The sequence below is a fragment of the Pseudomonas sp. Marseille-Q7302 genome (assembly GCF_965111925.1).
The window spans coordinates 3,536,788-3,563,771 of record NZ_CBCOPK010000001.1; the positions used below are offsets into that span (position 1 = coordinate 3,536,788).

General features: G+C 65.0%; 21 protein-coding genes. 14 read left to right on the forward strand and 7 right to left on the reverse strand.

Annotated features, from left to right (window positions below; genetic code table 11):
• Window positions 1–114: 114 nt before the first annotated feature.
• Entirely contained in the window at window positions 115–5,247 is a 5,133-nt protein-coding gene (locus ACWPW1_RS16535) for a DUF4011 domain-containing protein (protein WP_454253444.1), read from the forward strand.
• Window positions 5,248–5,539: 292 nt separating this feature from the next.
• Here ACWPW1_RS16535 and ACWPW1_RS16540 read toward each other — a convergent pair whose 3' ends face one another.
• Complete coding sequence (locus tag ACWPW1_RS16540) at window positions 5,540–6,895, reverse strand: OprD family porin (RefSeq protein ID WP_454253445.1); 1,356 nt, start codon at window positions 6,893–6,895, stop codon at window positions 5,540–5,542.
• 156 nt (window positions 6,896–7,051) lie between these two features.
• Here ACWPW1_RS16540 and ACWPW1_RS16545 point away from each other — a divergent pair, with 156 nt between their 5' ends.
• Window positions 7,052–7,987, forward strand: coding sequence for a DNA/RNA non-specific endonuclease (locus ACWPW1_RS16545; RefSeq protein ID WP_454253446.1), 936 nt, complete (start codon window positions 7,052–7,054; stop codon window positions 7,985–7,987).
• Here the strand turns inward: ACWPW1_RS16545 and ACWPW1_RS16550 are convergent.
• Window positions 7,984–9,165, reverse strand: a complete 1,182-nt coding sequence (locus tag ACWPW1_RS16550) for an MFS transporter (protein WP_454253447.1) — start codon at window positions 9,163–9,165, stop codon at window positions 7,984–7,986. The two genes, ACWPW1_RS16545 and ACWPW1_RS16550, sit on opposite strands and share 4 nt — an antisense overlap.
• A 95-nt stretch (window positions 9,166–9,260) precedes the next feature.
• On the opposite strand from ACWPW1_RS16550, the gene ACWPW1_RS16555 reads away from it, so the two are divergent.
• Window positions 9,261–9,818, forward strand: a complete 558-nt coding sequence (locus ACWPW1_RS16555; protein ID WP_059315760.1) for a TetR/AcrR family transcriptional regulator — start codon at window positions 9,261–9,263, stop codon at window positions 9,816–9,818.
• 98 nt (window positions 9,819–9,916) lie between these two features.
• Here ACWPW1_RS16555 and ACWPW1_RS16560 read toward each other — a convergent pair whose 3' ends face one another.
• The gene (locus ACWPW1_RS16560) at window positions 9,917–10,924 is read right to left on the reverse strand and encodes a hypothetical protein (protein WP_454253448.1); all 1,008 of its coding nucleotides are present in this window, start codon (window positions 10,922–10,924) and stop codon (window positions 9,917–9,919) included.
• A 125-nt stretch (window positions 10,925–11,049) separates the two neighbouring features.
• A complete protein-coding gene (locus tag ACWPW1_RS16565; protein ID WP_454253449.1) occupies window positions 11,050–12,396 on the reverse strand; it encodes an Nramp family divalent metal transporter in 1,347 nt (448 codons plus the stop codon).
• 217 nt (window positions 12,397–12,613) lie between these two features.
• On the opposite strand from ACWPW1_RS16565, the gene mntR reads away from it, so the two are divergent.
• Both mntR and ACWPW1_RS16575 read left to right on the forward strand, forming a co-directional pair.
• Window positions 12,614–13,063, forward strand: coding sequence for a manganese-binding transcriptional regulator MntR (gene mntR / locus ACWPW1_RS16570; protein WP_059315763.1), 450 nt, complete (start codon window positions 12,614–12,616; stop codon window positions 13,061–13,063).
• A gap of 100 nt (window positions 13,064–13,163) precedes the next feature.
• Entirely contained in the window at window positions 13,164–14,477 is a 1,314-nt protein-coding gene (locus tag ACWPW1_RS16575) for a methyl-accepting chemotaxis protein (RefSeq protein ID WP_059315764.1), read from the forward strand.
• Between the two features lie 20 nt (window positions 14,478–14,497).
• Here ACWPW1_RS16575 and ACWPW1_RS16580 read toward each other — a convergent pair whose 3' ends face one another.
• Both ACWPW1_RS16580 and ACWPW1_RS16585 read right to left on the reverse strand, forming a co-directional pair.
• Window positions 14,498–15,658, reverse strand: a complete 1,161-nt coding sequence (locus ACWPW1_RS16580; RefSeq protein WP_454253450.1) for an MFS transporter — start codon at window positions 15,656–15,658, stop codon at window positions 14,498–14,500.
• Window positions 15,658–16,191: a GNAT family N-acetyltransferase gene (locus ACWPW1_RS16585; protein WP_059315766.1), complete on the reverse strand. Its 534-nt coding sequence runs from the start codon at window positions 16,189–16,191 to the stop codon at window positions 15,658–15,660. Before ACWPW1_RS16585 ends, ACWPW1_RS16580 begins: the two co-directional genes overlap by 1 nt.
• 234 nt (window positions 16,192–16,425) lie before the next feature.
• Here ACWPW1_RS16585 and ACWPW1_RS16590 point away from each other — a divergent pair, with 234 nt between their 5' ends.
• The 8 genes from ACWPW1_RS16590 (at window position 16,426) to ACWPW1_RS16625 (ending at window position 24,757) form a co-directional block, all read left to right on the forward strand.
• Window positions 16,426–16,749 (forward strand): ArsR/SmtB family transcription factor, encoded by a 324-nt coding sequence (locus ACWPW1_RS16590; protein ID WP_059315768.1) that lies wholly within the window; start codon window positions 16,426–16,428, stop codon window positions 16,747–16,749.
• A gap of 87 nt (window positions 16,750–16,836) precedes the next feature.
• Window positions 16,837–17,883 (forward strand): ACR3 family arsenite efflux transporter, encoded by a 1,047-nt coding sequence (gene arsB / locus ACWPW1_RS16595; protein WP_454253451.1) that lies wholly within the window; start codon window positions 16,837–16,839, stop codon window positions 17,881–17,883.
• The gene (gene arsC / locus ACWPW1_RS16600; RefSeq protein ID WP_454253452.1) at window positions 17,880–18,305 is read left to right on the forward strand and encodes an arsenate reductase (glutaredoxin); all 426 of its coding nucleotides are present in this window, start codon (window positions 17,880–17,882) and stop codon (window positions 18,303–18,305) included. Before arsB ends, arsC begins: the two co-directional genes overlap by 4 nt.
• Window positions 18,306–18,316: 11 nt before the next feature.
• Complete coding sequence (gene chrA, locus ACWPW1_RS16605) at window positions 18,317–19,492, forward strand: chromate efflux transporter (RefSeq protein WP_454253453.1); 1,176 nt, start codon at window positions 18,317–18,319, stop codon at window positions 19,490–19,492.
• A gap of 177 nt (window positions 19,493–19,669) precedes the next feature.
• Window positions 19,670–20,920: a hypothetical protein gene (locus tag ACWPW1_RS16610; RefSeq protein WP_059315772.1), complete on the forward strand. Its 1,251-nt coding sequence runs from the start codon at window positions 19,670–19,672 to the stop codon at window positions 20,918–20,920.
• Window positions 20,921–21,065: 145 nt separating this feature from the next.
• Window positions 21,066–21,743 carry a type 1 glutamine amidotransferase domain-containing protein gene (locus tag ACWPW1_RS16615; protein ID WP_454253454.1) on the forward strand — a complete coding sequence of 226 codons (678 nt, stop codon included), beginning with the start codon at window positions 21,066–21,068 and terminating at the stop codon, window positions 21,741–21,743.
• A gap of 421 nt (window positions 21,744–22,164) precedes the next feature.
• On the forward strand, window positions 22,165–24,111 hold the full coding sequence (locus tag ACWPW1_RS16620) for a putative bifunctional diguanylate cyclase/phosphodiesterase (RefSeq protein ID WP_454253455.1): 1,947 nt from the start codon (window positions 22,165–22,167) through the stop codon (window positions 24,109–24,111).
• A 424-nt stretch (window positions 24,112–24,535) separates the two neighbouring features.
• The gene (locus ACWPW1_RS16625; RefSeq protein WP_454253456.1) at window positions 24,536–24,757 is read left to right on the forward strand and encodes a GFA family protein; all 222 of its coding nucleotides are present in this window, start codon (window positions 24,536–24,538) and stop codon (window positions 24,755–24,757) included.
• A 90-nt stretch (window positions 24,758–24,847) separates the two neighbouring features.
• On the opposite strand, the gene ACWPW1_RS16630 is transcribed toward ACWPW1_RS16625, so the two are convergent.
• Window positions 24,848–25,522 carry an MltR family transcriptional regulator gene (locus ACWPW1_RS16630; RefSeq protein ID WP_454253457.1) on the reverse strand — a complete coding sequence of 225 codons (675 nt, stop codon included), beginning with the start codon at window positions 25,520–25,522 and terminating at the stop codon, window positions 24,848–24,850.
• Window positions 25,523–25,638: 116 nt separating this feature from the next.
• On the opposite strand from ACWPW1_RS16630, the gene ACWPW1_RS16635 reads away from it, so the two are divergent.
• Window positions 25,639–26,922 carry an MBL fold metallo-hydrolase gene (locus ACWPW1_RS16635; RefSeq protein ID WP_454253458.1) on the forward strand — a complete coding sequence of 428 codons (1,284 nt, stop codon included), beginning with the start codon at window positions 25,639–25,641 and terminating at the stop codon, window positions 26,920–26,922.
• Window positions 26,923–26,984: the final 62 nt, after the last annotated feature.

The following is a 26,984-nucleotide window of genomic DNA, read 5'->3' on the forward strand; positions in this document are numbered from 1 at the left end:
AACCGCCCGTCACCAAAGGACTTTTTCCGCTTGCCCAGGACGGCTATGGGCTGCATCGACCCGTCCACTACTGTACATTCATCTACCTTAGGTAATAAGCAAGGGTGGTAGGCGATGAGCGTGGATGTCGAACTGGTGCTGGCCGGCAAGATCGGCTTCGCGGCGCACCAGAACGCGGTGCCCGTGCTGCGTGAATTGCGCCTCACCCACAGCGGCCCCGAACCCCTGGCCGACCTCAGCCTCACGGTGACCGCCGAGCCGCCTTTCGTGGTGCCGCGCACCTGGCACCTGGAGCGCCTCGATCCCCAGGGCACCCTCTATCTCGATGATCGCGACCTCGAATTCGACGCCGCTCTGCTCGGCAGCCTCCAGGAAAGCCTGGTCGCCCAGCTGACCTTCACGGTGCGCCAAGGTGACGAGATCCTGCAGACGCGGCGCTATCCGGTCGAGCTGCTGGCCCGTAACCAGTGGGGCGGCGTGGACAGCATGCCGGAACTGGCGGCGGCCTTCGTCATGCCCAACGATCCGGCGGTGGATCGCCTGCTGGGCGCTGCCGCCGAGGTCCTGCGTCGCGCCGGCAAGTCCACGGCGCTGGATGGTTACGAGGGGGAGTCGCGCCGCCGGGTCTGGGAGCTCAGTTCGGCGCTCTGGTCGGCCCTGTGCGGCTTGCAGCTGACCTACGCAGTGCCGCCGGCCAGCTTCGAGCGCCAGGGCCAGAAGATCCGCACGCCCGGCGCCATCCTCGACGGTGGCCTGGCCACCTGCCTGGATCTCGCCCTGCTCGCCTGCGCGGCCCTGGAACAGGCGGGCCTCAACCCGCTGCTGGTGATCACCCACGGTCATGCCTTCGCCGGGGTCTGGCTGCAGCCCCAGGAATTCGCTCAGCTGCTCACCGACGACGCCGAGCCGGTGCGCAAGCGGGTGGCGCTCAAGGACCTGCTGGTATTCGAGACCACCCAGGCCACCGCCTCCCCGCCGCCGTCCTTCAGCCAGGCGGTGCAACTGGCCGAGCGCCAGCTGGACGACGACAGTTTCGTGCTAGCCCTGGACATCCGTCGCGCCCGCCTGCAACGCATCCGCCCACTGGCGGTGCCCGGACAGCTCGCCACCCCCTTGGACGGCCTGCTGCTGCCGGGCGAAGCCCTGGAAGAGGCCCCGCCGCTGCCAGCCTTCGACGTGGACGTCGAGGCCGCGCCCACCACCCCGGTCGGTCGCCTGGCGCTCTGGCAGCGCAAGCTGCTCGACCTCACCACCCGCAACCGCCTGCTGCACGTGCCGGAAAACGCCCGCAGCGTGCCCCTGCTCTGCCCCGAGCCGGCGGCGCTGGAAGATCGCCTGGCCGAGGGCCGGGCGCTGCGCCTGGTGCCGTTGCCGGACCTGGCGGTAAGCGGTCGCGACGCGGTGCTGCACGAGGCGCGTGAACACGAGAACCTGCAAGACGAGTATGCCCGCGGCGCCCTGGCTCGTGGCGAGGTGGTCGCCCCCCTGGATGCGACCAAGCTGGACGCGGCCCTGGTGGAGCTCTATCGGCGCGCCCGCAGCGACCTTGACGAGGGCGGTGCCAATACCCTCTACCTGGCGCTGGGTTTCCTGCGCTGGAAAAAGGCCGCCGACGATCCCAAGCATTACCGTGCCCCGCTGATCCTGCTGCCGGTACGCCTGGAACGGCAGAGCGCCGCCAGCGGCATCACCCTGCACCTGTTCGAGGACGAGCCGCGCTTCAACCTCACCCTGCTGGAACTGCTGCGCCACGATTTCGACCTGGACATTCCCGGGCTCGATGGCCCCCTGCCTGGGGATGGCAACGGCATCGACGTGGACGGGATCTGGACCAAGGTCCGCCGCGCGGTGCGCGACCTGCCCGGCTTCGAGGTGAGCAGCGAGCTGCTGCTCGGTCAGTTCTCCTTCGCCAAGTACCTGATGTGGAAGGACCTCACCGAGCGTAGCGACCAGCTGATGGAAAGCCCGCTGGTGCGGCACCTGCTGGAGCGCACCACCGAATCCGGCGCCTACCTCAGCGGCGGCAGCTTTCCCCGCGAGCGCGAGCTGGATCGCCAGGTGACCCCGGCCGAACTCTTCACCCCGCTGCCGGCGGATTCTTCGCAACTGGCGGCGGTACTGGCCTCGGCCAGCGGCCAGGATTTCGTCCTCGACGGCCCGCCCGGCACTGGCAAGTCCCAGACCATCGCCAACATGATCGCCCACAACCTGGCGCTCGGCCGGCGGGTCTTGTTCGTCGCCGAGAAGCGTGCGGCCCTCGACGTGGTGTATCGCCGCCTGGAGGCCCAGGGGCTCGGCGAATTCTGTCTGGAGCTGCATTCGAGCAAGGCCTCCAAGGCCGAGGTGCTCAAGCAGCTGGAGCGCGCCTGGGACACCCGCGACGGCCTTGATGAAGAGGAATGGCTGGTCGAGGCCGCCGAGGTGGAGCGCCTGCGGGATCGTCTCAACGCAGTGGTGGAGCGCCTGCACCGCCGCTGGCCCAATGGCCTGACCCTGCAGCAGAGCATTGGCCGCGTCCTGCGCGACGCCGCCCCCGATACCCCACGCCTGGCATGGTCCCAGGCCGATGCCCACGACGCCGAGGCCCTGGCCGAACTACGCACCGCGGTACGCCGCCTGGCCCTGCATGCCGAGACCGGGCGCAGCCTGGCGGCGGATTTCGCCCTCTTGCCGGCGCATCCCTGGTCCAACGCCTGGCAGGACGTCCTGGTCACCGCTGCCGAACGCCTGCGCGACACCCAACACGACCTCCAGCAGGCGCGGCAACGCCTGCGTGATGTCCTCGGTCTGCCGCTGGCCGACCAGGTGGCGCCTCGCCGCCTGCTGGAGTTCGCCGAACTGCTGCAAAGCGCCGCCGGCCAGGACCTGGCCTTCGCCTTCGGCCCTGGCGCCGCCGAGCGCCAGCGTCACCTGGGACGCGCCCTGGAATTGCTGGCGGACTACCAGGCACTGGAGCGCGAGCTGTCGGTACCCTATGCCGCCGAAGCCTGTCGCCGCGTCGCCCTGACCCAGCTGGAAACCGCCTGGGACGCCGCCGGCCGCCGCTTCTGGATCTTCGCCAGCCGCGCCCAGCGGCAGGTCACCCAGGACCTCGCCCGCCAGGGCGAAACCCAGGGCCAACCCGATGTAGCTGCCGACCTGCCGCGACTGCGCCGCCAGCGTACCCTGCTTACCGAGCTGGACGACCTGGCGCCCACCCTTGGCAGCATCAGCGGCTGGCAAGGCGTCACCAGCGACCTTGACGCCCTGCTCGCTCGTCGCGCCCTGGCCGAGCGGCTCGGCACCGCGCTGCCAACCCTGGCGGAAACGCCCGAGCAGTTGCTGGCCCTGCGCCAGGCGGCAGCGCGCCGGTTGCAGCATCCCGAGGATCAGCCGGTGGACACCACCCTGGCCCCGGCCAGCAGTGCCTTCGCCGAGGCCTTGGATGCGGCCGAGGCGGCGCGCCAGGCATTCGCCGCGCAGGCGGGACTGGCCAGTGATACCGCCGCCGCCGAGCTGGTGCGCGCCGCCGCCGCGCTGCTGCGTCAGCCGGGTCGGCTCAAGGCCTGGTGCGATTGGCAACGCGTTCGCGAGGAAGCCGAGGCGCTGGGCCTGACGGCGCTGATCGCCCGTGCCACGACCGCCGCGGCCGACGACCTCCCGGCCCTGTTCGAGACCGCCTATGCCCGCTGGTTCGCCGCCACCGCCCTGGACGCCGAGCCGCTGCTGCGCGATTTCGTCCCGGCCGAGCACGAGAGCGATATCCAGGCCTATCGCCGGTTGGACGACCGGCTGCAGAATCTGGCTGTGCGCCATATCCGCGCCCTGCTCTGCCACGGCCTGCCGCCGAAGAACGACGCGGCGCGCCAGGGCGGCGGCTTCGCCGTGCTCAAGCACGAACTGCAGAAGCAGCGCCGGCACAAGCCGCTGCGCCAGCTGGCCCTGGAAATGGGTGACGCCCTGGCGCGACTGGCGCCCTGCATGCTCATGAGCCCGCTGTCCATCGCCCAGTACCTGCCTCCGGATGGCGGCCTGTTCGACCTGGTGATCTTCGACGAAGCCTCGCAGATCGCTCCCTGGGACGCCGTGGGCGCCATCGCCCGGGGCGTGCAGGTGGTGATCGCCGGCGACCCCCGGCAGATGCCACCGACCCGCTTCTTCGACCGCGCTGCCGGCGAGGACGACACCGCCGAAGACCTGGAAAGCATCCTCGACGAATGCCTGGGCGCCGGCATCTACAGCCACAGCCTCAACTGGCACTACCGCAGTCGCCACGAGAGCCTGATCGCCTTTTCCAACCACCACTACTACGACGGCAAGCTCATCACCTTTCCCGCGCCGGAGATCCGCCCGAGCGCGGTGGAATGGCGACGGGTCGACGGCGTCTATGCCAAGGGCAAGGGCCGCCACAATGCCATCGAGGCCCAGGCCATGGTCGCCGAAGCGGTCAAGCGCCTGCTCGATCCGGCCTTCGCCGGCCTCAGCCTGGGCATCATCACCCTCAACAGCGAACAGCAGCGGCTGGTCACCGACCTGCTCGACCGCGCGCGCCAGCAGCACCCGGAGATCGAGGCGCACTTCGCCGAAGACCTGGCCGAGCCGGTGGTGGTCAAGAACCTGGAAACGGTCCAGGGCGACGAGCGCGACCTGATCATGCTCGGCATCGGTTTCGGTCCCACCGAGCCGGGCGCCAATACGATGTCGATGAACTTCGGTCCGCTGAACAAGGACGGCGGCTGGCGTCGCCTCAACGTGGCCGTGACCCGGGCGCGACGGGAGATGCTGGTGTTCTCCTCCTTCGATCCGGGGCTGATCGACCTCAACCGCACCAACGCCCGCGCGGTACGGGATCTCAAGCTGTTCCTGGAATTCGCCCAGCGGGGGCCCCGGGCCCTGGCAGCTGCGGTCAAGGGTTCCCTGGGTGGGCACGACTCGCCCTTCGAGGAAGCCGTGGCCCAGGCGCTGGAAGCCAAGGGCTGGCAGGTGGTGCCACAGATCGGCGTTTCGCGCTTCCGTATCGACCTGGGCATCGTCCATCCCGACCGGCGGGGCGACTATCTCGTCGGCATCGAATGCGACGGCGCCACCTATCACAGTGCCGCCACCGCCCGCGACCGCGACAAGACCCGCAGCGCCATCCTCGAAGGCCTGGGCTGGACGCTGTTGCGCGTCTGGTCCACCGAATGGTGGATCGACCGCGCCGGTGCCACTGAGCGCCTGCATGGCGAGATCGAGCGGCTACTGGAAGAGTCGCGGGCGAAGGATTGAGGGGGATAATTGTTGGGCTTCGCTGCGCTCAGCGCCAACCTACGGCGGTTTACCTCATGCCGTAGGTTGGGCTGAGGCGGCTCCATCGCCGAAGCCCAACAGTCCGGGGTTGGCCCTGGCAACGTTGGGCTTCGCTACGCTCAGCCCAACCTACGGCGGTTTGCCTCATGCCGTAGGTTGGGCTGAGGCGGCTCCATCGCCGAAGCCCAACAAGCCGAGCGTGACCTTGGCAGCGTTGGGCTTCGCTGCGCTCAGCGCCAACCTACGGCGGTTTGCCCAACACTCAGCGGTATCAGAGAATATTCAGCGGATACTCGGTGATCAGCCGCGTCTCGGCCACGGTGCCGCCGGTGCTCTGACTGCCGGAATGCCAGGCCTGGCGCAGGCGGAAGCTCAGGTCCTTGGCCGGGCCGTCCTGCAGGACGTACTTGGCCTCTAGATCCGTCTCGTGTTCCTTGTCGCCATCGCCATAGAGCCCGGCATAGGCCGAGTCCGCCGCCATCCGGGTGCCGTCGATGCCACTGCCGCGGGTATGCCGCACCATCAGGTTCAGCCCCGGTACGCCGTAGCTCTCCATGTCCAGGTCGTAGCGTACCTGCCAGCTGCGCTCGCCCGGACCATTGAAGTCGGAGAACTGCATCGAGTTGCCGAGCAGGATGGAATCACCGAAGGAACCCGGCAGCGGCGCCCCGAAGACTGCGTAGTCGAAGGGTTGGTCGCCGTGGATGCGCTGGTGGATCAGGGTGAAGGTATGGGCGCCGGTCTGGAAGGCGGCAGCCAGCGAGCCGGCGGTGTTGGCGATGCTGCCGGCCTTGGCGCTGCCAGCGTCCAGGGTGCGATAGAGGTTGGCGTCGAAGGTCAGACTCCGCCCGGCGGCCAGCGGCAGTACATAGTTGAGGTTGCCGTAGTACTGGTCCCAGACGTCCTCGAAGTGCCCGGCGTAGAGCGAGGCACTGAAATGATCGCTGAACTTGTAGACACCCCCGGCATAGCTGGCCGAGCCTGCCTCTACCCCCGCGTAGCCCGCATAGATGCCGCCGTCCGAGCCGGTGGTGCGCGGCGCCGTGGCGGCGGTGAAGTGGCCGCCTTCCAGCACCAGGTGATCGACCTCCTGGCTCACCAGGCTCCAGCCACGTGCGGTCTGGGGAAACAGCCAGTTGCCACCCGCCGCCAGTACCGGCGCCGTGGGTTGCTGGTCGCCGTACTTGAGCACGGTGTTGGAAACGCGCAGCTTGACCGCCGCGCCGCCCTTGCTGAATTCGCTGCGCTGGCTGCCGTCGCCGTCCACCGGCATGTTCGGGGTGTTGGCATGGCCATCGCCGCCATCCAGCTTGAGGCCCAGGTAGCCATAGGCGTCCACCCCGACCCCCACGGTGCCCTGGGTGAAACCCGAGGTGTAGTTGAGCAGGAACGCCTGGGTCCAGCTGCGCGGGTCGCGGCTGTTGCGAGCCTCGGCGCCATGGCCGTCGCCTTCGTTCTGGCGCAGGTAGTAGTAGTTGCGCAGGAGCAGGGTCAGGTCACCGTCTTCGACGAAGCCCTTGGCATCGGACTGCTGACTGGCCAGGGCGGCGCCGGTGAGGAGCAGACCGGGCACGCCGAGCAGCCAGACGCTCTGACGGGCAAAGGGGGAAAACAGCGATAGCGTCATGGGCGGTTCACTCACAAGATCTTAAAGGGGAATCGTTAGGTCGCGAACGAGTTTGCCAGCTAGCGCCTGTGCATACCACTTCGCTGACCGCCGTCATCGTCCGGTAACCTGCCCGTGATGCGCTGGTGGTTCGCCCCTCGCCGCCCGTGGTTTCCCATGTCCAGCCAGTCCCCTGCCGTCGATCTCGCCTATCGTCCTCGCCTCGCCGATCTGCGTCCCCTGCTGCCGGAGGCCCTGCCCAGCCTGCGTGCCGAACCCCGCATCACACCCGCCGTCAGCCTGACGGATCGTCAGGGCTACCAGGCCGACTTTCTCGGCGGCTTCCTGGTCCCATGGCCGCGTCCAGGCGCGGCCCTGGCCAGCGATGTCTATCCCCTGCCCGCCTCCGCTGACCGCCTGGACTACACCCACTTTTCCGTGACCCTCTCGCGCAGCCGGCGAATGGCGCTCTGGGTCGGCGTCAACATCGATGGCGGCCAACAGGTGGAGGTCAAGCGTGGCCGCGATGCCTGGGCCTATGACGGTCGGGTGCCGCTGGAGGCCCAACTCGGCGAGGCGCTCTATGCCGACAACCTGCTTGACCGGGGTCATCTGGTGCGCCGCCAGGATCCCAACTGGGGCCCCGCGGCCGTCCAGGCCAACCAAGACACCTTCCACTTCACCAACTGCGCCCCGCAGATGGCCGCCTTCAACCAACAGACCTGGCTGGAGCTGGAAGACTATCTGCTCGACAACACCCAGCGCTGGCAGGCACGCATCACGGTCTTCAGCGGCCCGGTGCTGCGCCCGGACGACCGGGTCTATCGCGACGCCCGGATTCCCGAGGCCTTCTGGAAGGTGGTGGCCTATCTCGGTGACGACGGCAAGCCCTCCGCCAGTGCCTACCTCATGGACCAGCGCCGGGAGCTGGACGCGCTATCCATCGCCTTTGGCCGCCTGCGCACCTACCAGTGCAGCGTCTTGCGCATCGAGCAGCTGACCGGCATCGACTTCGGCCCCCTGGCCGACCATGACGGCTTTTCCAACGAAGAGCGCGCCACCGGCAGGCCCGTCGAGCGGGCCATCCAGGGTCCGGCCGACATCCGGCTCTAGCCTGGCTGGACGCAGGCGCGCGGCAGGCTGTTGCGCACCCCCAGCAACGCCAGCAGGATCAGCCCGGCCAGGTAGAGCTGAGCGGACCCGCTGAGCCCCAGCCAGGGCACCAGGGTGCTGACCGCCAGGGCCGGCAGGCAGAAGGCCAGATAGCTCAAGACATAGAAGGCCGCCAGCAGGCCGGCCCGCTGGGCCGGTTCGGCCAGGGGCAGCAGACTGCGGGTGGCGCCGAGAAAGCCGCTGCCGAAGCCCACTCCAGTTACCAGGGTGCCCAGGGCGAAGAGCCCCAGCTGACCGCTGGCCACCGCCAGCCAGAGCAGCGCCGGACCGACCACCAGGGTGCCCGCGCCCAGGCGCAGCAGCCGCGCGGCGGGCCAGTGGCGCAGGCCATGCAGGCTGGCGGCGCCGGTCAGGGTCAGGCCGGCCACCACTACCCCGCCCACCAGGATCGAGGAGGTGCCGGTGGCCGTCTTGATCAGGCCCGGCATCAGCGAAAGATAGAAACCACCGACCGCCCAGACCGCCAACTCCAGCGGCAAGATCCGCCACAGCATGGCACGCGCCTGGGGCGGTATCGCCAGCTGAGGCCGGAGCGCGGCGAGCAGCCCGGGCCGGCGCGCCAGGGGATCGGGCAGGCGCAACAGCAACAGGCCCTGCACCAGGAAGAGCGCCAGGAACAGCCGATAGACCAGCTGCAGCGGAGCGGGCGCGAACTCCACCAGCAGGCCGCACCCCAGGGCGCCGCCGGCCATGCCCAGCAGGGGCGCCAGGCTGTTCAGCCAGGGACCGCGCCCGGCATCCACGTCGAGCAATGCCGCACCCAGGGCGCTGGTGGCGATACCGGTCGCCAGCCCCTGCAGGGCGCGGGCGAGCACCAGATCCGCCAGGCCCTGTACCTGATGGAACAGCAGCATGGCGCCCATCTCCAGTACCAGCGCCGCCAGGATCACCGGGCGTCGACCCAGGTGATCGGACAGCCGCCCACCCACCAGCAAGGCGGCGAGCAGGGTGAAGGCATAGACGGCGAATACCCAGGTCAGCCAGAAGGTGGAGAAGCCCCAGGCCTGCTGGTAGCTGGCATAGAGCGGCGTTGGCGCACTGGAAGCCGCCAGGAAGGTAAAGAGCACCCCGCCCAGCAGGATCAGGCGGGCGGTGGAAGAGCCATTCGCGGAAACCATGCCTATCCCTTAACGCTAATTAATTGCTTTAAAGCCTGAGCCCTTTGCGTACCAAAAGCAATGCGTTTGCGTTAAGGGACGGGTATCCTGTCGCCATGACCACCAAGCAAGCTCGTCCCGGCGGCCGCAGTGCCCGCGTCCAGCAAGCCATTCACGAGGCCGTCCTGGCGCTGCTGCGAGAGCAGCCACGAGACGCCCTGACGGTGCCCCTGATCGCTGCCCGCGCCGGCGTCACCCCTTCCACGCTCTATCGACGCTGGGGCAACCTGCCTAGCCTCTTGGCCGATGTCGACCTGCAGCGCCTGCGCCCCGACCAGCCGCCGGAGGACACCGGCAGCCTGAGAGGCGACCTCGAACGCTGGCTGGAACACTATGTGGACGACCTCGCCTCGACGCCTGGCCAGGCCATGCTCAGGGATGCCCTGGCCGCCACCGATCCGGGCTGCGCGGTGCGCTGCACCGAACCGACCCGGGAACGCCTGGAGCTGATACTCGAACGCGCCCGGTTGCGCGGCGAGCCAGCGCCAGGTCTGGACGCCCTGCTCGACGGCCTGGTCGCCCCGCTGATCTATCGCACCCTGTTTGGTGCCGAGCGTCCGGCTATGCCGCTGTGCCTCGACCTGCTCGCCCGGGTGTTGCGGCCGGACCGGTAGCGAAAACCGCCCGCCCGGAAACGACGATGCCCGAACCTTTTCAGGTCCGGGCATCTCGTCCAACGGCAGGACCCGAAGGGGTCCGCTAGCGGTCGCGTTTAGCCAGCGACTACCTTGTTGACGGGCTGCGTACGACGACCCAGGGCACCACCGATGGCCGCGACGATACCGCCCACCACCAGGCTGATCAGCAGTACCCAGCTGGCCTGGGAAACCTTGCGTGCGGCCACGTCAGCGGCTTCGCGAGCCTTCTGATCGGCCTCGGCCTTGAGCTCCTGGTACTTGGCATAGGCCTGCTGGTAGGTCTGCTGAGCCTTGTCGACGATGGCATTGGCCTCGGCGTCGCTCTTGCCGGTACGGGCCTTGATCAGGTTGACCAGGGCCTGGCGATCGGCGGCGTTCCAGGCCTGGTCGCCACGCTGCTGCAGACGATCCAGCAAGGCATTGAGCTGGTCATCGGTCTGCTGCGGGTTGTTGGCGCTGTTCTGCGCGGTGTTCTTGGCATCCTGCTTGGCACCCTGGGCCTGCTGCTGGAGATTCTGCGGCTGCAGGGCGGGCTTGCCGGTCTGACGCAGCGCGGTTTCCAGCTCGTTCTGCAGATCACCCAGGTCGAGTTGGATACCCTGCTGACGCAGTTGATCCTGAACCTGGTTGGTCAGGGCCGGGGCCGCCTGGGACAGGCCGCTGCCAATCATCGACAGGCCACTGCCCGCCACGTTGACGCCGGTGCGCACCACGCCACTCACGGCGCTGGATACCAGATAGACGCTGACCAGGGTCACGGTGGCCCAGACCAGGATGCCGTGCAGCGCGCCTTCGCGTTGCGCCAGGCGACCGGCGATCCAGGCGCCGATGAAGACCGAGACCACGGCACTGACACCGACCCAGATGCCGGTGCCCTTGCCCAGGCCATCCAGCGGATTGGCTTCCTGTTGCGGATCGATGGAGGCGGTGCCGATGGCCGTACCCAACAGGCTGAGCAGCAAGGAGACGGTCAGGGCGATGACCACGCCCGCGATGATCGAGCTCCAGGAAATGCGCTTAAGCAGGGGGGCGGTGGCCCGGGTGGCCGGGTAGGCAGGTGTCTGGTGGGTGTCGTAGGACATGGCAGGTGCTCCGGAAGGATCATGGGAAGAACTTATTGTGGTAACGGATGGATACCCTCGCGCATTCACAAGTTCCCAAACCAGCATGCCAGAGCCACCAAAGGTCGTCTGACCTCAGATGTCTGCTAGCCCATCAGGATATCGGCCAGCAGCTTCACGTTGAGCACCACGATCAGCCCGGCCACCGCCCAGGCCAGCACCGCCGTGAAGCGCTTGATCACGAAGGAGCCCATCAGCTGGCGATCCGAGACGAAGCGCACCAGCGGGATCACCGCGAACGGCAGCTGCATGGACAGCACCACCTGGCTCAGCACCAGCAGCTTGGCCGTGCCACTCTCGCCATAGAGACCGGTCACCACCACCACCGGGATGACGGCGATACCGCGGGTGATCAGGCGCCGCGCCCAGTCGGGGATGCGCAGCGAAAGAAAGCCTTCCATGACGATCTGGCCAGCCAGGGTCGCGGTGACGGTGGAGTTGATGCCCGACGCCAGCAGGGCGACCGCGAACAGCAGCGAGGCGATCCCCACGCCCAGCATCGGCGACAGCAGGTGATAGGCGTCTTGGATCTCGGCCACGTCGGTACGACCGGCACTGTGGAACACGGCCGCGGCGGTGATGAGGATGGCCGCGTTGACGAACAGCGCCAGCATCAGCGCCAGGGTGCTGTCGGCCACCGCCCAGCGCAGCCCCATGCGCCGCCCCTCCTCGGTTCGCGGATAGGCGCGGGTCTGGACGATGGACGAATGCAGATAGAGGTTATGGGGCATCACCGTGGCACCGATGATACCGATGGCCAGGTACAGCGCGGCCGGGTTGGTGACGATCTCCGCCTTGGGCAGAAAGCCGTCGAACACCGCGACCAGGGACGGCTGGGCCAGCACCATCTGCACGCCGAAGCAGACGAAGATCAACGTCAGCAGCGCGATGACGAAGGCTTCGAGCCAGCGAAAGCCGCGGTTCATCAACAACAGGATGAGAAAGACGTCGAGCGCCGTGAGGATCGCGCCCCACATCAGGGGAATGCCGAACAGCAGATTGAGGGCGATGGCCGTGCCTATCACCTCGGCCAGGTCGCAGGCAATGATCGCGATCTCGCAGGCGAGCCACAGCAGCAGGCTGACCGGACGCGAATAACGGGCGCGGCAGGCCTGGGCCAGATCCAGCCCGGTGGCGATGCCCAGGCGCGCGGCCAGGGCCTGCAACAGGATGGCCATCAGATTGGACAGCAGGATCACCGACAGCAGCAGGTAGCCGAATTGCGAGCCGCCCGCGAGGTCCGTGGCCCAGTTGCCCGGGTCCATGTAGCCCACAGAAACCATGTAGCCCGGGCCGACGAAGGCCAGCAGCCGGCGAAACCAGCTGCCGCCTTCGGGCACCGGAATACTGGCATTCATCCGCCCCAGGCTGGGCCGGGCGGACGACGAAGGCTCCTGCCAGGCAGGTTCGACGTAGCTGGCGGATTCTTTCATGGCTAACTCGTTCGGCAAGGTAGGACTACCCTTTGGAGAATTTAGCCTAGGCTAAAATTCACACATCCAGCAATAAAAAATCTCTATCTCATCCGTCGATAACGCCCACTGGCGAAGGAATCTTTGGTATTCGCCGGCAACTCGGTCAAAATGGCGCCCGAGCGCTTCCCTCCGAAGCGCCTTGGCTCTTGCGGAGAAGGTCATTCAGGTGGGCAACATGACAAAGGACGACGAACTGCTGAATCGGTTGGTCGATCCATCCATTCATATGGAAGGTTTTCAACAGGTCCGCGAGGCGCATCGTCAGGAGCTGATCGAAGACTATGTCGAGCTCATTTCCGATCTCATCCGGGACGGAGGTGAAGCGCGCCAGGTGGACATCGCCGCGCGCATCGGCGTCGCCCAGCCCACCGTGGCCAAGATGCTCAAGCGCCTGGCCGCTGCCGGCTTGATCGTGCAGCGCCCCTATCGCGGGGTCTTCCTGACGCCCGAGGGCGAAGCCCTGGCCGAAGCCAGCCGCGCGCGCCACCATGTGGTCGAGACCTTCCTGCTGACCCTTGGAGTAGACGCCGACACCGCCCGCCGCGATGCCGAGGGCATGGAGCACCACGTCAGCGAAGCCACCCTGGAAGTCTTCCGGCGCTTCATCGCCAGCCGCCAGGGCTGAGGCTACGGCTTTAGTCGAAAGTCGCGGCCTTCCCCTTCAGAAAATCCAGGCACCGTCGAAGTAGTAGAAGTCATACTTTCACTTCTGTCGGTGTCCTGCCATGTTCAATCGCCATCTGAAGACCGAGCTCGCCCAACTACGGGCCGAGGTCGCCGAACTGCGTCAATTGCACGCTGGCTTCGAAAGCCAGGCACTCAGTCTTACTGTCGATGACCGTGGCAACATCGAGCGCGTCAACGAGCGCTTCTGCCGCGAGATGGGCTACCGCCCCGAGAATGTGGTCGGTCGTCCGCTGGACGCCTTCATTCCAGAATACGTCAAACAATTGCCCTGCTACCGCGACCTCAAGAGCGCCCTCAGTCAAGGCACCCAGACCAGTGGCATGTATCGCCTGCTGCGTTCCAATGGCCAGGAGGCCTGGCTCTATTCGACCTGGCAGCCGCTGCGCGACACCCAGGGCCGGATCCACAAGACCATCTGCTTCGCCAACGATCGTACCGAGCAGGTGGAGACCTCCACCGAGCACTCCGGCCTGATCAACGCCCTGCTGCGCTCCACCGCCGTCATCGAATTCAACCTGGCCGGCGAGGTGCTCACCGCCAACGACCGCTTCCTGCAGGGCATGGGCTATTCGCTCAAGCAGATCCAGGGCAAGCACCACCGGTTGTTCTGCACCAGCGAGGAAGCCAACTCCGCCGATTACCAGGCGTTCTGGGCGCGACTGAACCGCGGCGAATTCATTGCCAGTCGCTTCAAGCGGATCGACAGCCACGGCCGCACGGTCTGGCTGGAAGCCTCCTACAACCCGGTGCTCAACACCCGTGGCCAGCTGTACAAGGTGGTGAAATTCGCCACCGTCATCACCGAGCAGGTGGAGCAGGAACAGGCGGTGGCCGAAGCGGCCAAGGTGGCCTTCGACATCTCCCAGCAGACCGACGAGAGCGCCCGTCAGGGAGCCGAGGTGGTGCAGGACACCGTCTCGGTGATGCGCAAGATCGCCGAGGAACTGCAGGTGGCCTCCAATGGCATCGAGGCCCTGGGCGAGCAGTCGCTGGTCATCAGCACCATCGTCAAGACCATCAGCGGCATCGCCGAGCAGACCAACCTGCTGGCCCTCAACGCGGCCATCGAGGCCGCCCGCGCCGGTGAACAGGGCCGTGGCTTCGCCGTGGTGGCCGACGAGGTCCGCCAACTGGCCGGTCGCACCAGCAAGGCCACCGAGGAGATCGTCGGGGTGGTGCAGCAGAACCAGCAGCTGGCGCAGACCGCCGTGGCCAACATGGCCGCCAGCAAGCACCAGGCGGAACAGGGCCTGCAGCTGGCCAACGCCGCTGGCACCCGCATCACCGAGATCCAGGACGGTGCCCAGCGTGTGGTGGGTGCGGTGGGTCAGTTCGCCCGTCGACTGAACTGAGCCCTGCCCCGGCTCCCGCCTCAGGCCGGAGCCGGTCGCCGTCGCCCCAGCAGCCCCACGGCGGCCAGGGTCACCCCCAGGCTGACCAGCAGGCACAGGCCGAGCAGGCCACGGTCACCCCAGCTCTCCCGCGCCAGGGCATAGCACCAGGGTGCGGCCGCCGAGAGCAGGAAGCTCGGCGCCAGCAGCTTCCCCGTGAGTCGCGCATAGAGCGCCCGGTCGAACAGCTCCAGTGGCAGGCTGGCGCGCAGCACCGCCACCAGGCCATTGAGCGCGCCATAGAGAAAGACGAAGCCGGCGGTCAGCAGAAGATGACCATCGCTCGCCAGGGCAAGGGCGAAACTCAGCGGCAGCCCCAGACCCAGGAGCAGATTGAGCTGGCGCGCCGACAGCCGCTGTCCGGAGGCCAGTTCCGCCAGCCGTGCGCAAACCTGGCCGATGCCCCAGAGCGCGGCCACGCCGACCGGTACGCCCCGCTCGGCCAGCAGCGCCGGCAGATGGGCCGAGAGCCCCGCCGAAAGAAAGCCGATCAACGCCATCCCGGTGGCGAACAGCACCCCAGCCAGGCGTGGCGAACCATCCGCCACCGCGGGCGGCAACTCGGCACTGGGCAAACGTCCGCGGACATTGGGCAGCGGCACGAGCAACAGCAGGCCGGCCAGGGCGATGCCGGCATAGACCACCAGGCCCAGGCGCCAGCCCAGCACCTCCAGCAGCCAGTGGCCCAGGGGCCAGAACACTGCCGAGGCCAGGCCGCCGAGCAGGGTGATGCGCACCATCACCGCCCGCGAGCGCTCGCCCGCCAGCCGGGCCAGGGTGGCGAAGGCGGCGTCGTACAGTGACAGCCGCATGCCCACGCCCAGGGTGACCCAGGCCAGGTAGAACAGCGGCGCCGATTGAGCGGCCGCAAGGCCGAGGCAACCCAGGGCATCGAGCACCAGGCCGAGCTGCAGGGTGCGGCAGCCACCCAGGCGCTCGATCACCGCGCCGCTGAAGGGCGACACCAGCCCCATGGTCAGCATCGCCAGCGAAAAGCCGCCATAGACCCAGCGCGCGTCCCAGCCGAGCCCCGCCGCCATGGCCGGGCCATAGACCCCGGGGAGATAAAAGGCCAGGCCCCAGGCCAGCAGTTGCATCAGCCCCAGCTGCCAGATGGCGCGGTCGCTCGGCATCGGCGTCATCAACGCGTACCTGGGGTGCGATCGCCTTCGCCCAGGCTGAGCTGCATCAGTACCGTGTCCACCCAGCGGCCGTGCTTGAAGCCCACCGCCTCGAAGGTACCGACCATGCGAAAGCCCTGGCGCTGGTGCAGGGCGATGGAGCCCTGGTTGGCACTGTCGCCGATCACCGCCACCAGCTGGCGAAAGCCCGCCGCCGTGCAGGCCGCGACCACCTCTTCCAGCAACCGCCGACCGATGCCCTGGCCGCCGAACCCTTCACGCACGTACACCGAGTCTTCCGCGGTATGGCGATAGGCCGGTCTTGGACGGTAGAGCACGGCGTAGGCATAGCCCACCACTTCGCCATCCCGTTCGGCGACCCGGTAGGGCAGACCAGCCTGGCGCACGGCGGCGAGCCGACGTTCCAGCTCCAGGACATCCGGCGGTTCCAGCTCGAAGCTGGCGCAGCTATGCAGCACATGCTGGGCATAGATGGCCTGGATGGCAGGTAGATCGGCGAGGGTGGCGTCGCGCAGCTGCAGATCGGTGTTCACGGAGGCTGTCCATCCAGGGAGTCGAGGGAGCGATCATGCCGGGAGGACCAGCCAAAGACAAAGCTGTGCTCGACTAACCCTGGCCTAAGCAAAACCTCGGCATGCGCGGGCTCGATGTCATCCAGTTGCACCAGGTGGTGAGCGCGCTGCGCCACCTGCCCCGCTGACCGGCGGCACCGACTCACATTTAGCGCCACCTGTTCAATCATTCAACGATCCTTGTATCATTGAATCATGAATGAAGATCTCGCCGTATCCGCCCTTGCCGCTCTTGCCCACGCCCAGCGCCTGCGGGTCTTTCGTGCCCTGGTGGTCGCGGGGGCCGAAGGGCTAACCCCCAGCCTGCTGGCCGACCAACTCGACGTGGCGCGCAGCAATCTCTCCTTCCACCTCAAGGAGTTGGCCAATGCCGGCCTGGTCACGGTGGAACAGCAGGGCCGCAACCTCATCTATCGCGCTGCCTATGGCCAGATGAACGCCCTGCTCGGCTATCTCACCGAGCACTGTTGCGCCGGTGTCGACTGCGCGGTCACCGACACCGCCCGCTGCCTCTGCTGACCCGTCCGGGCAAAGCTCCTACCTCTGACCTCCACCACCAGGCCCGCCATGAACAGTTCATCCTCCTGCCCGCCAACAGTCCCCCGCATGAACACCTTCGAGCGCTACCTCAGCCTGTGGGTCGCGCTGTGCATCCTGGCTGGCATCGCCCTGGGCCAGGTGGCGCCCGGTCTCTTCCGCTTCATCGGTCGGATCGAGGTGGCCCAGGTCAATCTGCCGGTCGGCCTGCTGATCTGGGTGATGATCGTGCCGATGCTGCTGAAGGTGGATTTCAGCGCCCTGGGCCAGGTACGTCATCACTGGCGCGGGATTGGCGTCACCCTGTTCGTCAACTGGGCGATCAAGCCCTTCTCCATGGCCCTGCTCGCCTGGCTGTTCATTCGCCAGCTTTTCGCCCCCTGGCTACCGACCGAGCAGCTGGACAGCTACATCGCCGGCCTGATCCTGCTGGCGGCGGCGCCCTGCACCGCCATGGTCTTCGTCTGGAGTCGGCTCACCCAGGGCGATCCGCTGTTCACCCTGTCCCAGGTCGCACTGAACGACACCCTCATGGTGTTCGCCTTCGCCCCCATCGTCGGCCTGCTGCTGGGGCTGTCGTCGATCGCGGTGCCCTGGGCCACCCTGCTGATTTCGGTGGTCCTCTACATCGTGCTGCCGGTGATCCTCGCCCAGCTCTGGCGGCGCGCGCTGCTGCGCCAGGGCCAGGCGGCCTTCGACCGCGCCCTGGCTCGCTTGGGGCCGCTCTCGATCGCTGCGCTGCTGGCCACCCTGGTGCTGCTGTTCGCCTTTCAGGGCGAGGCGATCCTGGCGCAGCCGCTGGTGATCGCCCTGCTGGCCGTGCCCATCCTGATCCAGGTGCTGTTCAATTCGGCCCTGGCCTATTGGCTCAACCGCCTGGTGGGCGAGAGCCACAGCGTCGCCTGTCCGTCGGCGCTGATCGGCGCCAGCAACTTCTTCGAACTGGCGGTGGCCGCCGCCATCAGCCTGTTCGGCTTCCACTCGGGCGCCGCCCTGGCTACCGTGGTGGGGGTCCTCATCGAGGTACCCCTGATGCTGCTGGTCGTCCGCCTGGTGAACGGTTCGCGCGGCTGGTACGAACGCGGCGCCCTTTCCTCCCGCCGAGACCGCCCATGAACGACGCCGTCACGATCTACCATAACCCTGCCTGCGGCACCTCGCGCAACGTGCTGGGCCTGATTCGCAACAGCGGCGTCGAGCCGACGGTCATCCACTACCTGGAGACACCGCCCGATAGGGCGCAGCTGGAACGGCTGATCGCGGACCTGCGCATGCCCGTGCGCGACCTGCTGCGCCAGAAAGGCACGCCCTATGCCGAGCTGGGGCTGGACGATCCGCAACTGGACGACGCGGCGCTGATCGCCGCCATGCTGCACCATCCCATCCTGATCAACAGACCCATCGTCGTGACGCCCCTGGGCACCCGGCTCTGCCGGCCCTCGGAGCAGGTGCTGGAGATCCTGCCCGAGCCGCAGCGCGGGCCCTTCGTTAAGGAAGACGGCGAGGTGGTGGTACCGCCTGCGGCGCCGCGCGGCTGATCGGGGCCGCCATGCGCGACATTGCCCGCGATAAGGACAGCGCCTGGCAGGTCTTCCTGATCTTTCTGCGCCTGGGCTGCACCAGCTTTGGCGGCCCCATCGCCCACCTGGGCTATTTCCGCCAGGCCTTCGTCGTTCGCCGGCGCTGGCTGGACGAGCCCGCCTACGCCGAACTGGTCGCCCTTTGCCAGCTCTTGCCCGGCCCCACCAGCAGCCAGGTCGGCATGGCCCTGGGTCTGGGCCGCGCCAGGGGCTGGGGCCTGCTGGCGGCCTGGCTAGGCTTCACCCTGCCCTCCGCGCTATTGCTGATCCTCTTCGCCCTCGGTCTCGCCCGCTATCCAGAGCTGGCCGACTCGGCGGCGGTGCATGGCCTCAAGGTTTTCGCCGTGGCGGTAGTGGCCCAGGCGGTCTGGAGCATGGGCCGCACGCTGTGCCCGGATACCCGGCGCCGCGTCGTCGCCCTGATCGTTGCCGGTCTCACCCTCTGGCTGCCTGGCTCAACCGGTCAGCTACTGGGGCTGGGGCTTGCCGCCCTGGTCGGTCGCCTGGCACTGGCGCCGACTGCCACGCCGCCGGCCCTGGTCCTACAAATGGGACCCTCCCGGCGCCTGGGTGTCGTCGCCCTGCTGCTGTTCCTGCTGCCGCTTCTGCTGTTGCCCGCCTGGGGTAGCCTAGGCGAGGGCGTCTACCGCGCCGGCGCCCTGGTGTTCGGCGGCGGCCATGTCGTGCTACCGCTGCTGCAGGCGGTGGTGGTCCCCACTGGCCTGGTCAGCGATGGCCAGGTGCTGGCCGGCTATGGCCTCGCCCAGGCCGTGCCCGGACCGCTGTTTACCTTTGCCGCCTACCTTGGCGCCCTGGTGCCCTCGGCGCTCCCCGCCTGGTTCAACGGCCTGCTCTGGACCCTGCTGATCTTTCTGCCCGGCACCCTCCTCCTGCTTGCCGCCCTGCCCTTCTGGCAGAGCCTGCGCCAGCACCTCGGCTGGCAACGCGCATTAACCGGGCTCAATGCCGGCGTGGTCGGCCTGCTGCTGGCGGCGCTCTACGATCCGGTCTGGACGGGTGCCATCCACGGCCTGCTGGACGTCGCCCTGGCCGCGCTGGCCCTGGCGCTGCTCTTGCGTACCCGCTGGTCCCCGGTACTGATCGCGCTGTTGGTCGTCCTATTCGTCAGTCTATTGAACTTTTAGCGCACTACCGTTTGGCGGCGTGCCACTAGTGGCCCGATGAAATTGCGGTGTGGTTCGCTGTAGCTCCGTGAAAAGCTAGGCACTGTCGGCGTGACGTTCAGCTGTCAGAAACGTCTTGCCTTGCGCGAGAACGTGTCCAGCGAGCGCTCGGCCTGACATGCATTAAGGATGACCGCCATGACCTACAAGAATCCCCTGGACACCGCCGCTCCTCTCTTCACCTCTGCCTTCGCCAAGGCGCCCCTGGCCGCCGCGCCTGCCAAGCCGGCCGGCACCGCTGATGGCGTCACCTACTACGCCTTCCACAGCCAGCCGCGTCTCACGCTCGACATCAATGCCGCCCCCGAGCAGGTAGGCTTCGCCAAGACCTTCGATGCCAAGGGCCCGCACTATGCGGCCGGCTCGACCCTGAGCGAACTGACCCTGACCGGTCATTGGGAAGACCAGGTCACCCGCCTCGACGGCCATACCCGCGGCGCCACCGCCAGCGATAGCACCCTGGATTCAAGCATCGCCAAGCTGACCGTCAGCCTCACCGACGTGCCGACCAATCAGTTCAATGAAAGCGATCTGATCACCCTGGACAACTTCGATGGCCTGCAGACCTTCGACGGCTCTACCTCCACTGCCGGCCTATCGATTGACTTCCTGCATGGCTACACCGAAGGCCATGACTACGCCTATGCCAGCCAGAGCGCCTTCCTGAAGAGCGTGATCACCGGCAGCGGCAAGGACTCGGTGAGTGTCAGCACCATCGCCGCCGCGGAACTGGACAGCGTCGCCTCCCTCGCACACTCGCGGGTCAAGGCCATCACCGTCGATACCGGCGCCGGTGGCGATCAGATCGGCGCTCACATCCAGCAGGCCGACGTCATCATCAACGCCGGCGCTGGCAACGATTACGTCGACCTGCTGTTCACCAAAGGCGTAGCCGCCCACAACGCCAACCTGAACGGCAGCTACGGCCACGGGGCCACCATTACCCTGGGCGAAGGGCCCGATTACCTGAGCCTCGAACCCAGTCTGGTCAACTTCGATGGCAGTAGCAGCGCCGCCGCCAACCGTTCCCTGGCCGCCAACCATGTGACGGTCACGGACTACAACGCGAACGATGACCACATCATCTTCGGCTTCGCGGTGTACGACGAGAAAGCCGTGGTCACCATCCAAGACGCCGCCCTGGCGCAAGCGACCAGCCTGTTCGCCGCGCTCAACACCGTGACCCAGTCCACCACCGGCCTGGTCAATGCCGCCGTCTTCCACTACGGCCAGGACACCTATGTCTTCCGTGACGCAGGCTACGAAGGCCAGGTCGACAACTTGGACTCGCTGATCCAACTGGTAGGCGTTCATAACCTTGATGACGTCGCCAGCACCGTCTCCGCTCGTGAGCGCTATGAGCCGGGCGGTAGCCTCGGCTGGGGTTGATCTACCTGAACGCCATGGCCGCCCCAACCGGGCGGCTCCCCTGCTGCTTCTGTGAGGTATTCGTGGCTTGCCGAAGAAGTCGGGCACTCACAGCGCGGACCCAGGGTCTGTCTAGCGATACCCTTTCGAACACGAGGAACGCGCGATGAAGATCCTGATGGTCCTGACCTCCCACGACCAGCTCGGCGACACCGGCAAGAAAACCGGCTTCTGGCTGGAAGAATTCGCCGCCCCCTACTACGTCTTCAAGGACGCCGGCGCCCAGATCACCCTGGCCTCCCCGGCTGGCGGCCAACCCCCGCTGGACCCCAAGAGCGACGCCCCCGACGCTCAGACCGAGTCCACCGAGCGCTTCAAGAACGACCCCGAAGCGCAGCAGGCTTTGGCCAATACGGTCAAGCTGGCTGAAGTGCAGGCCGACGATTACGACGGCCTCTTCTACCCCGGCGGCCATGGCCCGCTCTGGGACCTCGCCGAATCCCGCGACTCCATCGCCCTGCTCGAAGCCTTCGCCCAGTCCAACAAGCCCTTCGGCCTGGTCTGCCACGCCCCGGGTGTACTGCGCCACGTCAAGGCCGGCGACGGCACCCCGCTGGTCAAGGGCCGCACCGTAACTGGCTTCACCAACAGCGAAGAAGCCGGCGTGCAACTCACCGACGTGGTGCCCTTCCTGGTGGAAGACGAACTCAAGAAGCTCGGCGCCCGCTACGAGAAAGGCGCAGACTGGGGCGAGTTCGTGGTGGAAGACGGCAACCTGGTCACCGGCCAGAATCCGGCCAGTTCGGAAGCAGCGGCGGATGCCTTGTTGACCAAGCTGGGCTGAGCGTCCCGGACATGAAAAAGCCCGCCTAATGGCGGGCTTTTTCATGGTGGCCTATCACCACCTATTTAGCGGCGCGCATGCCAGAGACCTGACCGCAAGGCTGCGGATCAGCATCGTCCAGCCCCTACCGACACCTTGGACGCTCTGGTTCGCGAGCCTGTAACCTCAGGTCTCGCACCTTTCACCGATAGCGCTTGCCGGCGGTTGATCGTCAAGGCTGTCCGAGAGCGCTCGCCTCGCCTACCCCTATTACGATTGACTAATCGAATGAGATCAAAGTGCCATTGGTCGTAAAGGGTGCGGAAATCCAAGGGGCGGCCGACACCCTCTCATAAGCGAAGCGTTTAGCCCTGCTTCGCCCAGACTGGAAAGGACATTCCGTGCGGCTATCTAACTGGTCGTATTTTCAGAGCATTGCCTGATGAAGAAAACACTGCTTGGCATGCGAGCCTTGATGTCCGTACCTAAAGACAATCCTGGCCTGGTCAAGGCGCAATACCTTGCTCTGTCTCGCCAGCTGCCGATGATGTACTTCATCCTGCTGATCAACACCCTGATGCTGGCGGGCACCCACTATGCCGTCGCGCCACGCTGGCTGGTGGTGTATTGCCCGTTGCTCATGACGCTGTTCGGCGTGATCCGTGCGACGGAATGGATCCGCACGCGCAATCAGCCGCGCAGCCCAGCGCAGATGCTGACGGCGTTGAAACGTACCAATGGGCTCGCGCCAGTCGTGGCCCTGGCGTTCACCGCCTGGCCACTGGCGCTGTTTCCCTATGGCGACAGTTACACCCAGGCGCATGTCGCCTTCTATATGGCGATCACCGTCATCGGCTGCATCTTCTGCATGATGCATCTGCTGCCCGCTGCCCTCGCCACCACTGCCGTGGTCAACACGGCCTTCGTGGTGTTCTTCGCGTCCACCGGCATCATCACCTTCGTAGCCACGGCGATCGACGTCCTACTGGTGTCCATCGCCATGCTGATCATTCTCAGGGCGCAGTACGCCGACTTCACCCGGCTGGTGAACATGCAGGCGCAAACAGCCAAGCTCAGCGAGGAAAACCTCAAGCTGGCCAATGAGGACAGCCTGACCGGCCTCGCCAATCGGCGGCAATTCTTCTCCCGCCTCGATACGCTACTGGCCCACGCCCGCGAGCAGGAAACGCGCCTGGCCGTGGGGCTGATCGACCTGGATGGCTTCAAGCCGGTCAACGATCTCTATGGCCATCGCGTGGGAGACAGGCTCCTCCATCAGGTGGGCCAGCGCCTGACCGGGCTGCTCGATGACGATATGCACCTGGCTCGACTGGGCGGCGACGAGTTCAGCCTGATCATCACCCAGGCCATGAGCGATGACCAGCTACGGGCATTTGGCGAAAAGCTCTGCGCCAGCCTGAGCGAGCCGTTCCTGCTGGTGGACATCCCTATCCAGATCAGTGCGTCCCTGGGCATCGCGACCTTTCCGGATCAGGCATCCTCCGCCACGGAGATCTATGAATACGCCGACTATGCCCTGTATCAGAGCAAGCGCCACCGCTCCGGCACGGCTTGTCTGTTCAGTGCTTCCCATCGCCAGCAGCTCAACCGCGAAGGCCTGACCGAACAGGCCCTGCGCCGGGCCGATCTGGAGCATGAGTTCTATATGATGTTCCAGCCCGTCGTGGATATTCACAGCAAGCAGACCGTGGCGTTCGAAGCACTGGCACGCTGGGAAAGCCCGGAGCTGGGCAACGTGCCGCCCGGTGACTTCATCCCGACCGCCGAGCGCGTCGGCATGGTCAATCGCCTCACCCTGCCCTTGCTAGGCAAGGCACTGGAGGCGGCCGCGCAATGGCCTGCCGGTATCCGCCTGGCCTTCAATCTCTCCGCCCACGACTGTGGCTCGGAGGACGCCGCTCAGCAGATCGTCGAGCTGATCAAGCGCAGCGGTTTCGACCCGGCCTGTCTCGACCTGGAAATCACCGAAACCGCCGCCATCCAGGACCTGCCCCAGACCCAGCGCGCCATCAGCCGCTTTCGTGAGCTGGGCTGCGGCATTTCCCTCGACGACTTCGGCACCGGCTACTCCAGCCTGAGCCAGATCCACGCGCTGTCGCTGACCAAGCTCAAGGTGGACCGCACCTTCGTCACCGACCTCCACCTCGACCCGGCCAGCTTCAAGATCGTCAAATCCCTGATCGCCCTGTGTCAGGACATGCAGCTGGAATGCATCGTGGAAGGGGTGGAGACCGCGGCAGAACTGGGTGCGCTGAGGAATCTTGGGTGTACTCGGGCACAGGGTTACCTGTTCGCCAAGCCTATGCGGGCGAGTGATATCAGGGGTTGGTTGGAGGGGGAGCATTTGGCTGAGGTGCTGGCGGTTTGACTCGCAGGGGTATCAGGTGCGACGCGAGCTCTTGTCCAGGCAGCGACCTCTGGTTCAGCCACGTCAGCTCGCAACTGTAACCTCGCAATACTTTGCCCCGCTTGGGTTCATGCAGTCCCTCCTGCCACTTCATTCAGAATTTTCAAGAAGTTTAGGTTAGACCGATGAATATGGACTTAACCCTGCAGTCCTGAAGCCCGATTAAAGCTGATAGAGGCGTACTTGCTTACGCGACACGCTTCGCCCGCCGAGCTTGGAAAATAAATACCGTGATGTGATCAATCCGTGGCTGCTGGCGGTCAGAAGCGGACGCCGACAAGCGACCGCTACCGACCCATAGCAGCCATTTACCGAGAGCGAATTACAACCTGTCGACCAATTCAGCCAAGACAGTTACGCTGGAGTCATTTGCACGGAAGCGTCAATGACAAAGACTTACCTAGGTAGCTGCTTGTGCTCAGAAGCAAGTTTCGAACTAGTCACTGCGCCAAAGGCAGTTACTCACTGCCATTGCAGCCAGTGCCGCAAAGGTCACGGGGCTGCATTCGCATCCTACGGAAGCGTCCCACGTAGCGACCTGCGAGTACTACGTGGCGCCAATAGCATCACGGCTTTGCTCGATAGCTGTTCAGCCATATTGATTTGATCCGCATGTGATCTTGGTGGAAGAACTGGTTGTGGCCAGTCCTAATTATACTTAGTTGATAGGCCGCTTAGAAGCAGGGGTGAACCATGGTTATTTAATTTCTTTGACAAGTCGCGCCATCTCTACTGCTTGTTCATATGTGATGTCTGGTGCCGTGGTTTTCATCAATCGACGTGCGGCTAACTCAATTTGCTGCTCGCTGGCATCTGTGCGTATTGGTACTTGCTCATATTCCGGAGCCTGTCGTGGGAAAGTGTGAGCAATACATAGGTGGATAGTGGCTGCAATGCTCTGGATTTTACATATAAAATTTTCGCGGATGGATTCTTGCGCTACATTCAAATTCGGTAGAAGACTCATTGCTTGCTGTCTGATTTTTGGCGAATCGAAGTCAAGTGGCTCATGGAGATGAGCGAATTCGTTTCTAATTTTTCGAATAAGATCAAGAGAATTATGGATTTCTTCCGGCATCAACCCCAATGCAGTCGACATTTTGATTTTCGATGAAAATGTCCCTACCGGACCATTGAAATCAAATAACGCTGCCCTCGCTCTCGCGCCCTGCTTAACAAAAAAACTACTGAGCAGCTCATTAATTTCATTCTCAAGATATGCGGCTGCAACTAGAGCACATCCACGGTCTGATTCTTTATTTAGTTCGGCCCGGATCCTGAACAGAATTTCAGCCCTTTGCCTTGCGCCGGGTACTATTAGATCCAGGCCGTCTTCAAAATCAAGCTCATCGTGCTCGTTATTTTGTGACATGAAGCGTCTCGCTGCGATTAAGTGGAGTACGTGGTATAGGTATATTATACTACGTGGATGAGTAGGGGCGATTTGCTGTGTGGATTTTTAGTTGAGTGGAAGACTTGGGGGAATTGATGGATCAACTCGTAGCGCTGCCGGTTTCGGGTGACGCATTTTTACTACGCCGCTCAGGCCGCGCGATTCTGGTCGACGGTGGAAGGAGCAGCGTACTTCTCTCAGGAGAGCTGACCAAATACGGTGTGGATCGCCTAGATGTTGTTATCTGCACCCATGCTGACCATGACCACGCTGGTGGACTGGTCGATCTGCTGGACAGGTCGAAGATAAAAGTCCGGGAATTTTGGTTGCCGGGAGCATGGGCAGAGTCTCTACCTGTGCTATTAAATAACCCGGCTGTTGTAGTGGATGACCTCATCCAAACCTTGGATCAGGAAATCCACGTTGCCCCTTTCGATGCAGACCCTGAAAAGTTCGAGGAGCGGATGCACTCTTACATCAGTGGTCAGAGAGATGCATACAGAGATTCTGAGCGGTTGGCTGACAGAGATAACTACAAAAATGCTGAGAGGTTGGCCGATGGAGATGACTATGAAAAGCCCTTCATACCAATAGATGAACAAAGGAGCGTTGGCCCGTTGGATGCTGAACTGCCAGAGGACAGACCTGCTGAGGAGCGCGCGGCCAGAGCGTTTCGAAATGGTCGCGGCCGGATCAGGTATCGGGTGGCCAAAAAGAAGGTTAACAAAACGGTCGCTTCCTTCTGGTTAGGTTTGATCGACACCGCTGAGCGAATTCACGCGATAGCTGTGCAGGCCATGCGGCACGGCGTCAAAGTACGCTGGTTCGATTTTGGGGAGTTTGCGAGAACGGATCGTTCTGGTGGGGGGGATAGAGGTTTTCTCATACCTCTCAATGCGGTTGAGCTTGCTACCCCGCCGCCCCCGCCTGTTGGGTTATCATTTCTGGTACGCCTCACCCCGGTTAATGAAGAATGCTTAGTATTTCTATCGCCGGCTTCCAAAGACTACTGGCTAGAACCTAGTATCTTGTTTACGGGCGATTCGCCCTTGGGGAAGGGAAAGAATTATTCTGCGAGCTGGTTACGATGGCCTACTGAAGCATCACGTTACGTGGTTGCCACTGCACCTCACCATGGCTCCGAGAGCAATCTGGCGGCATATAATCATCTTAGCGATGAAGTGAAAGTAATTTGCTGGGTGCGCTCTGGCGGGAATGCTAATCATCCAGGACCTACTTACCGTCGCATTGATCCTTCACTGCGGATATGTACTAACTGTCCTCGTACTAAAAAACCGCGACAGGCGGCTGAGATCCATTTTTCGAAACGTCCGATTTGGTTTCCAATGCGCACGCACGGGCACAGATGCTCCTGCTAAACCAATGAGATGAGCCTCCACCCGTGTCATGTGGGTAAACCCCTCAAAGTCAGTGTCCGCTT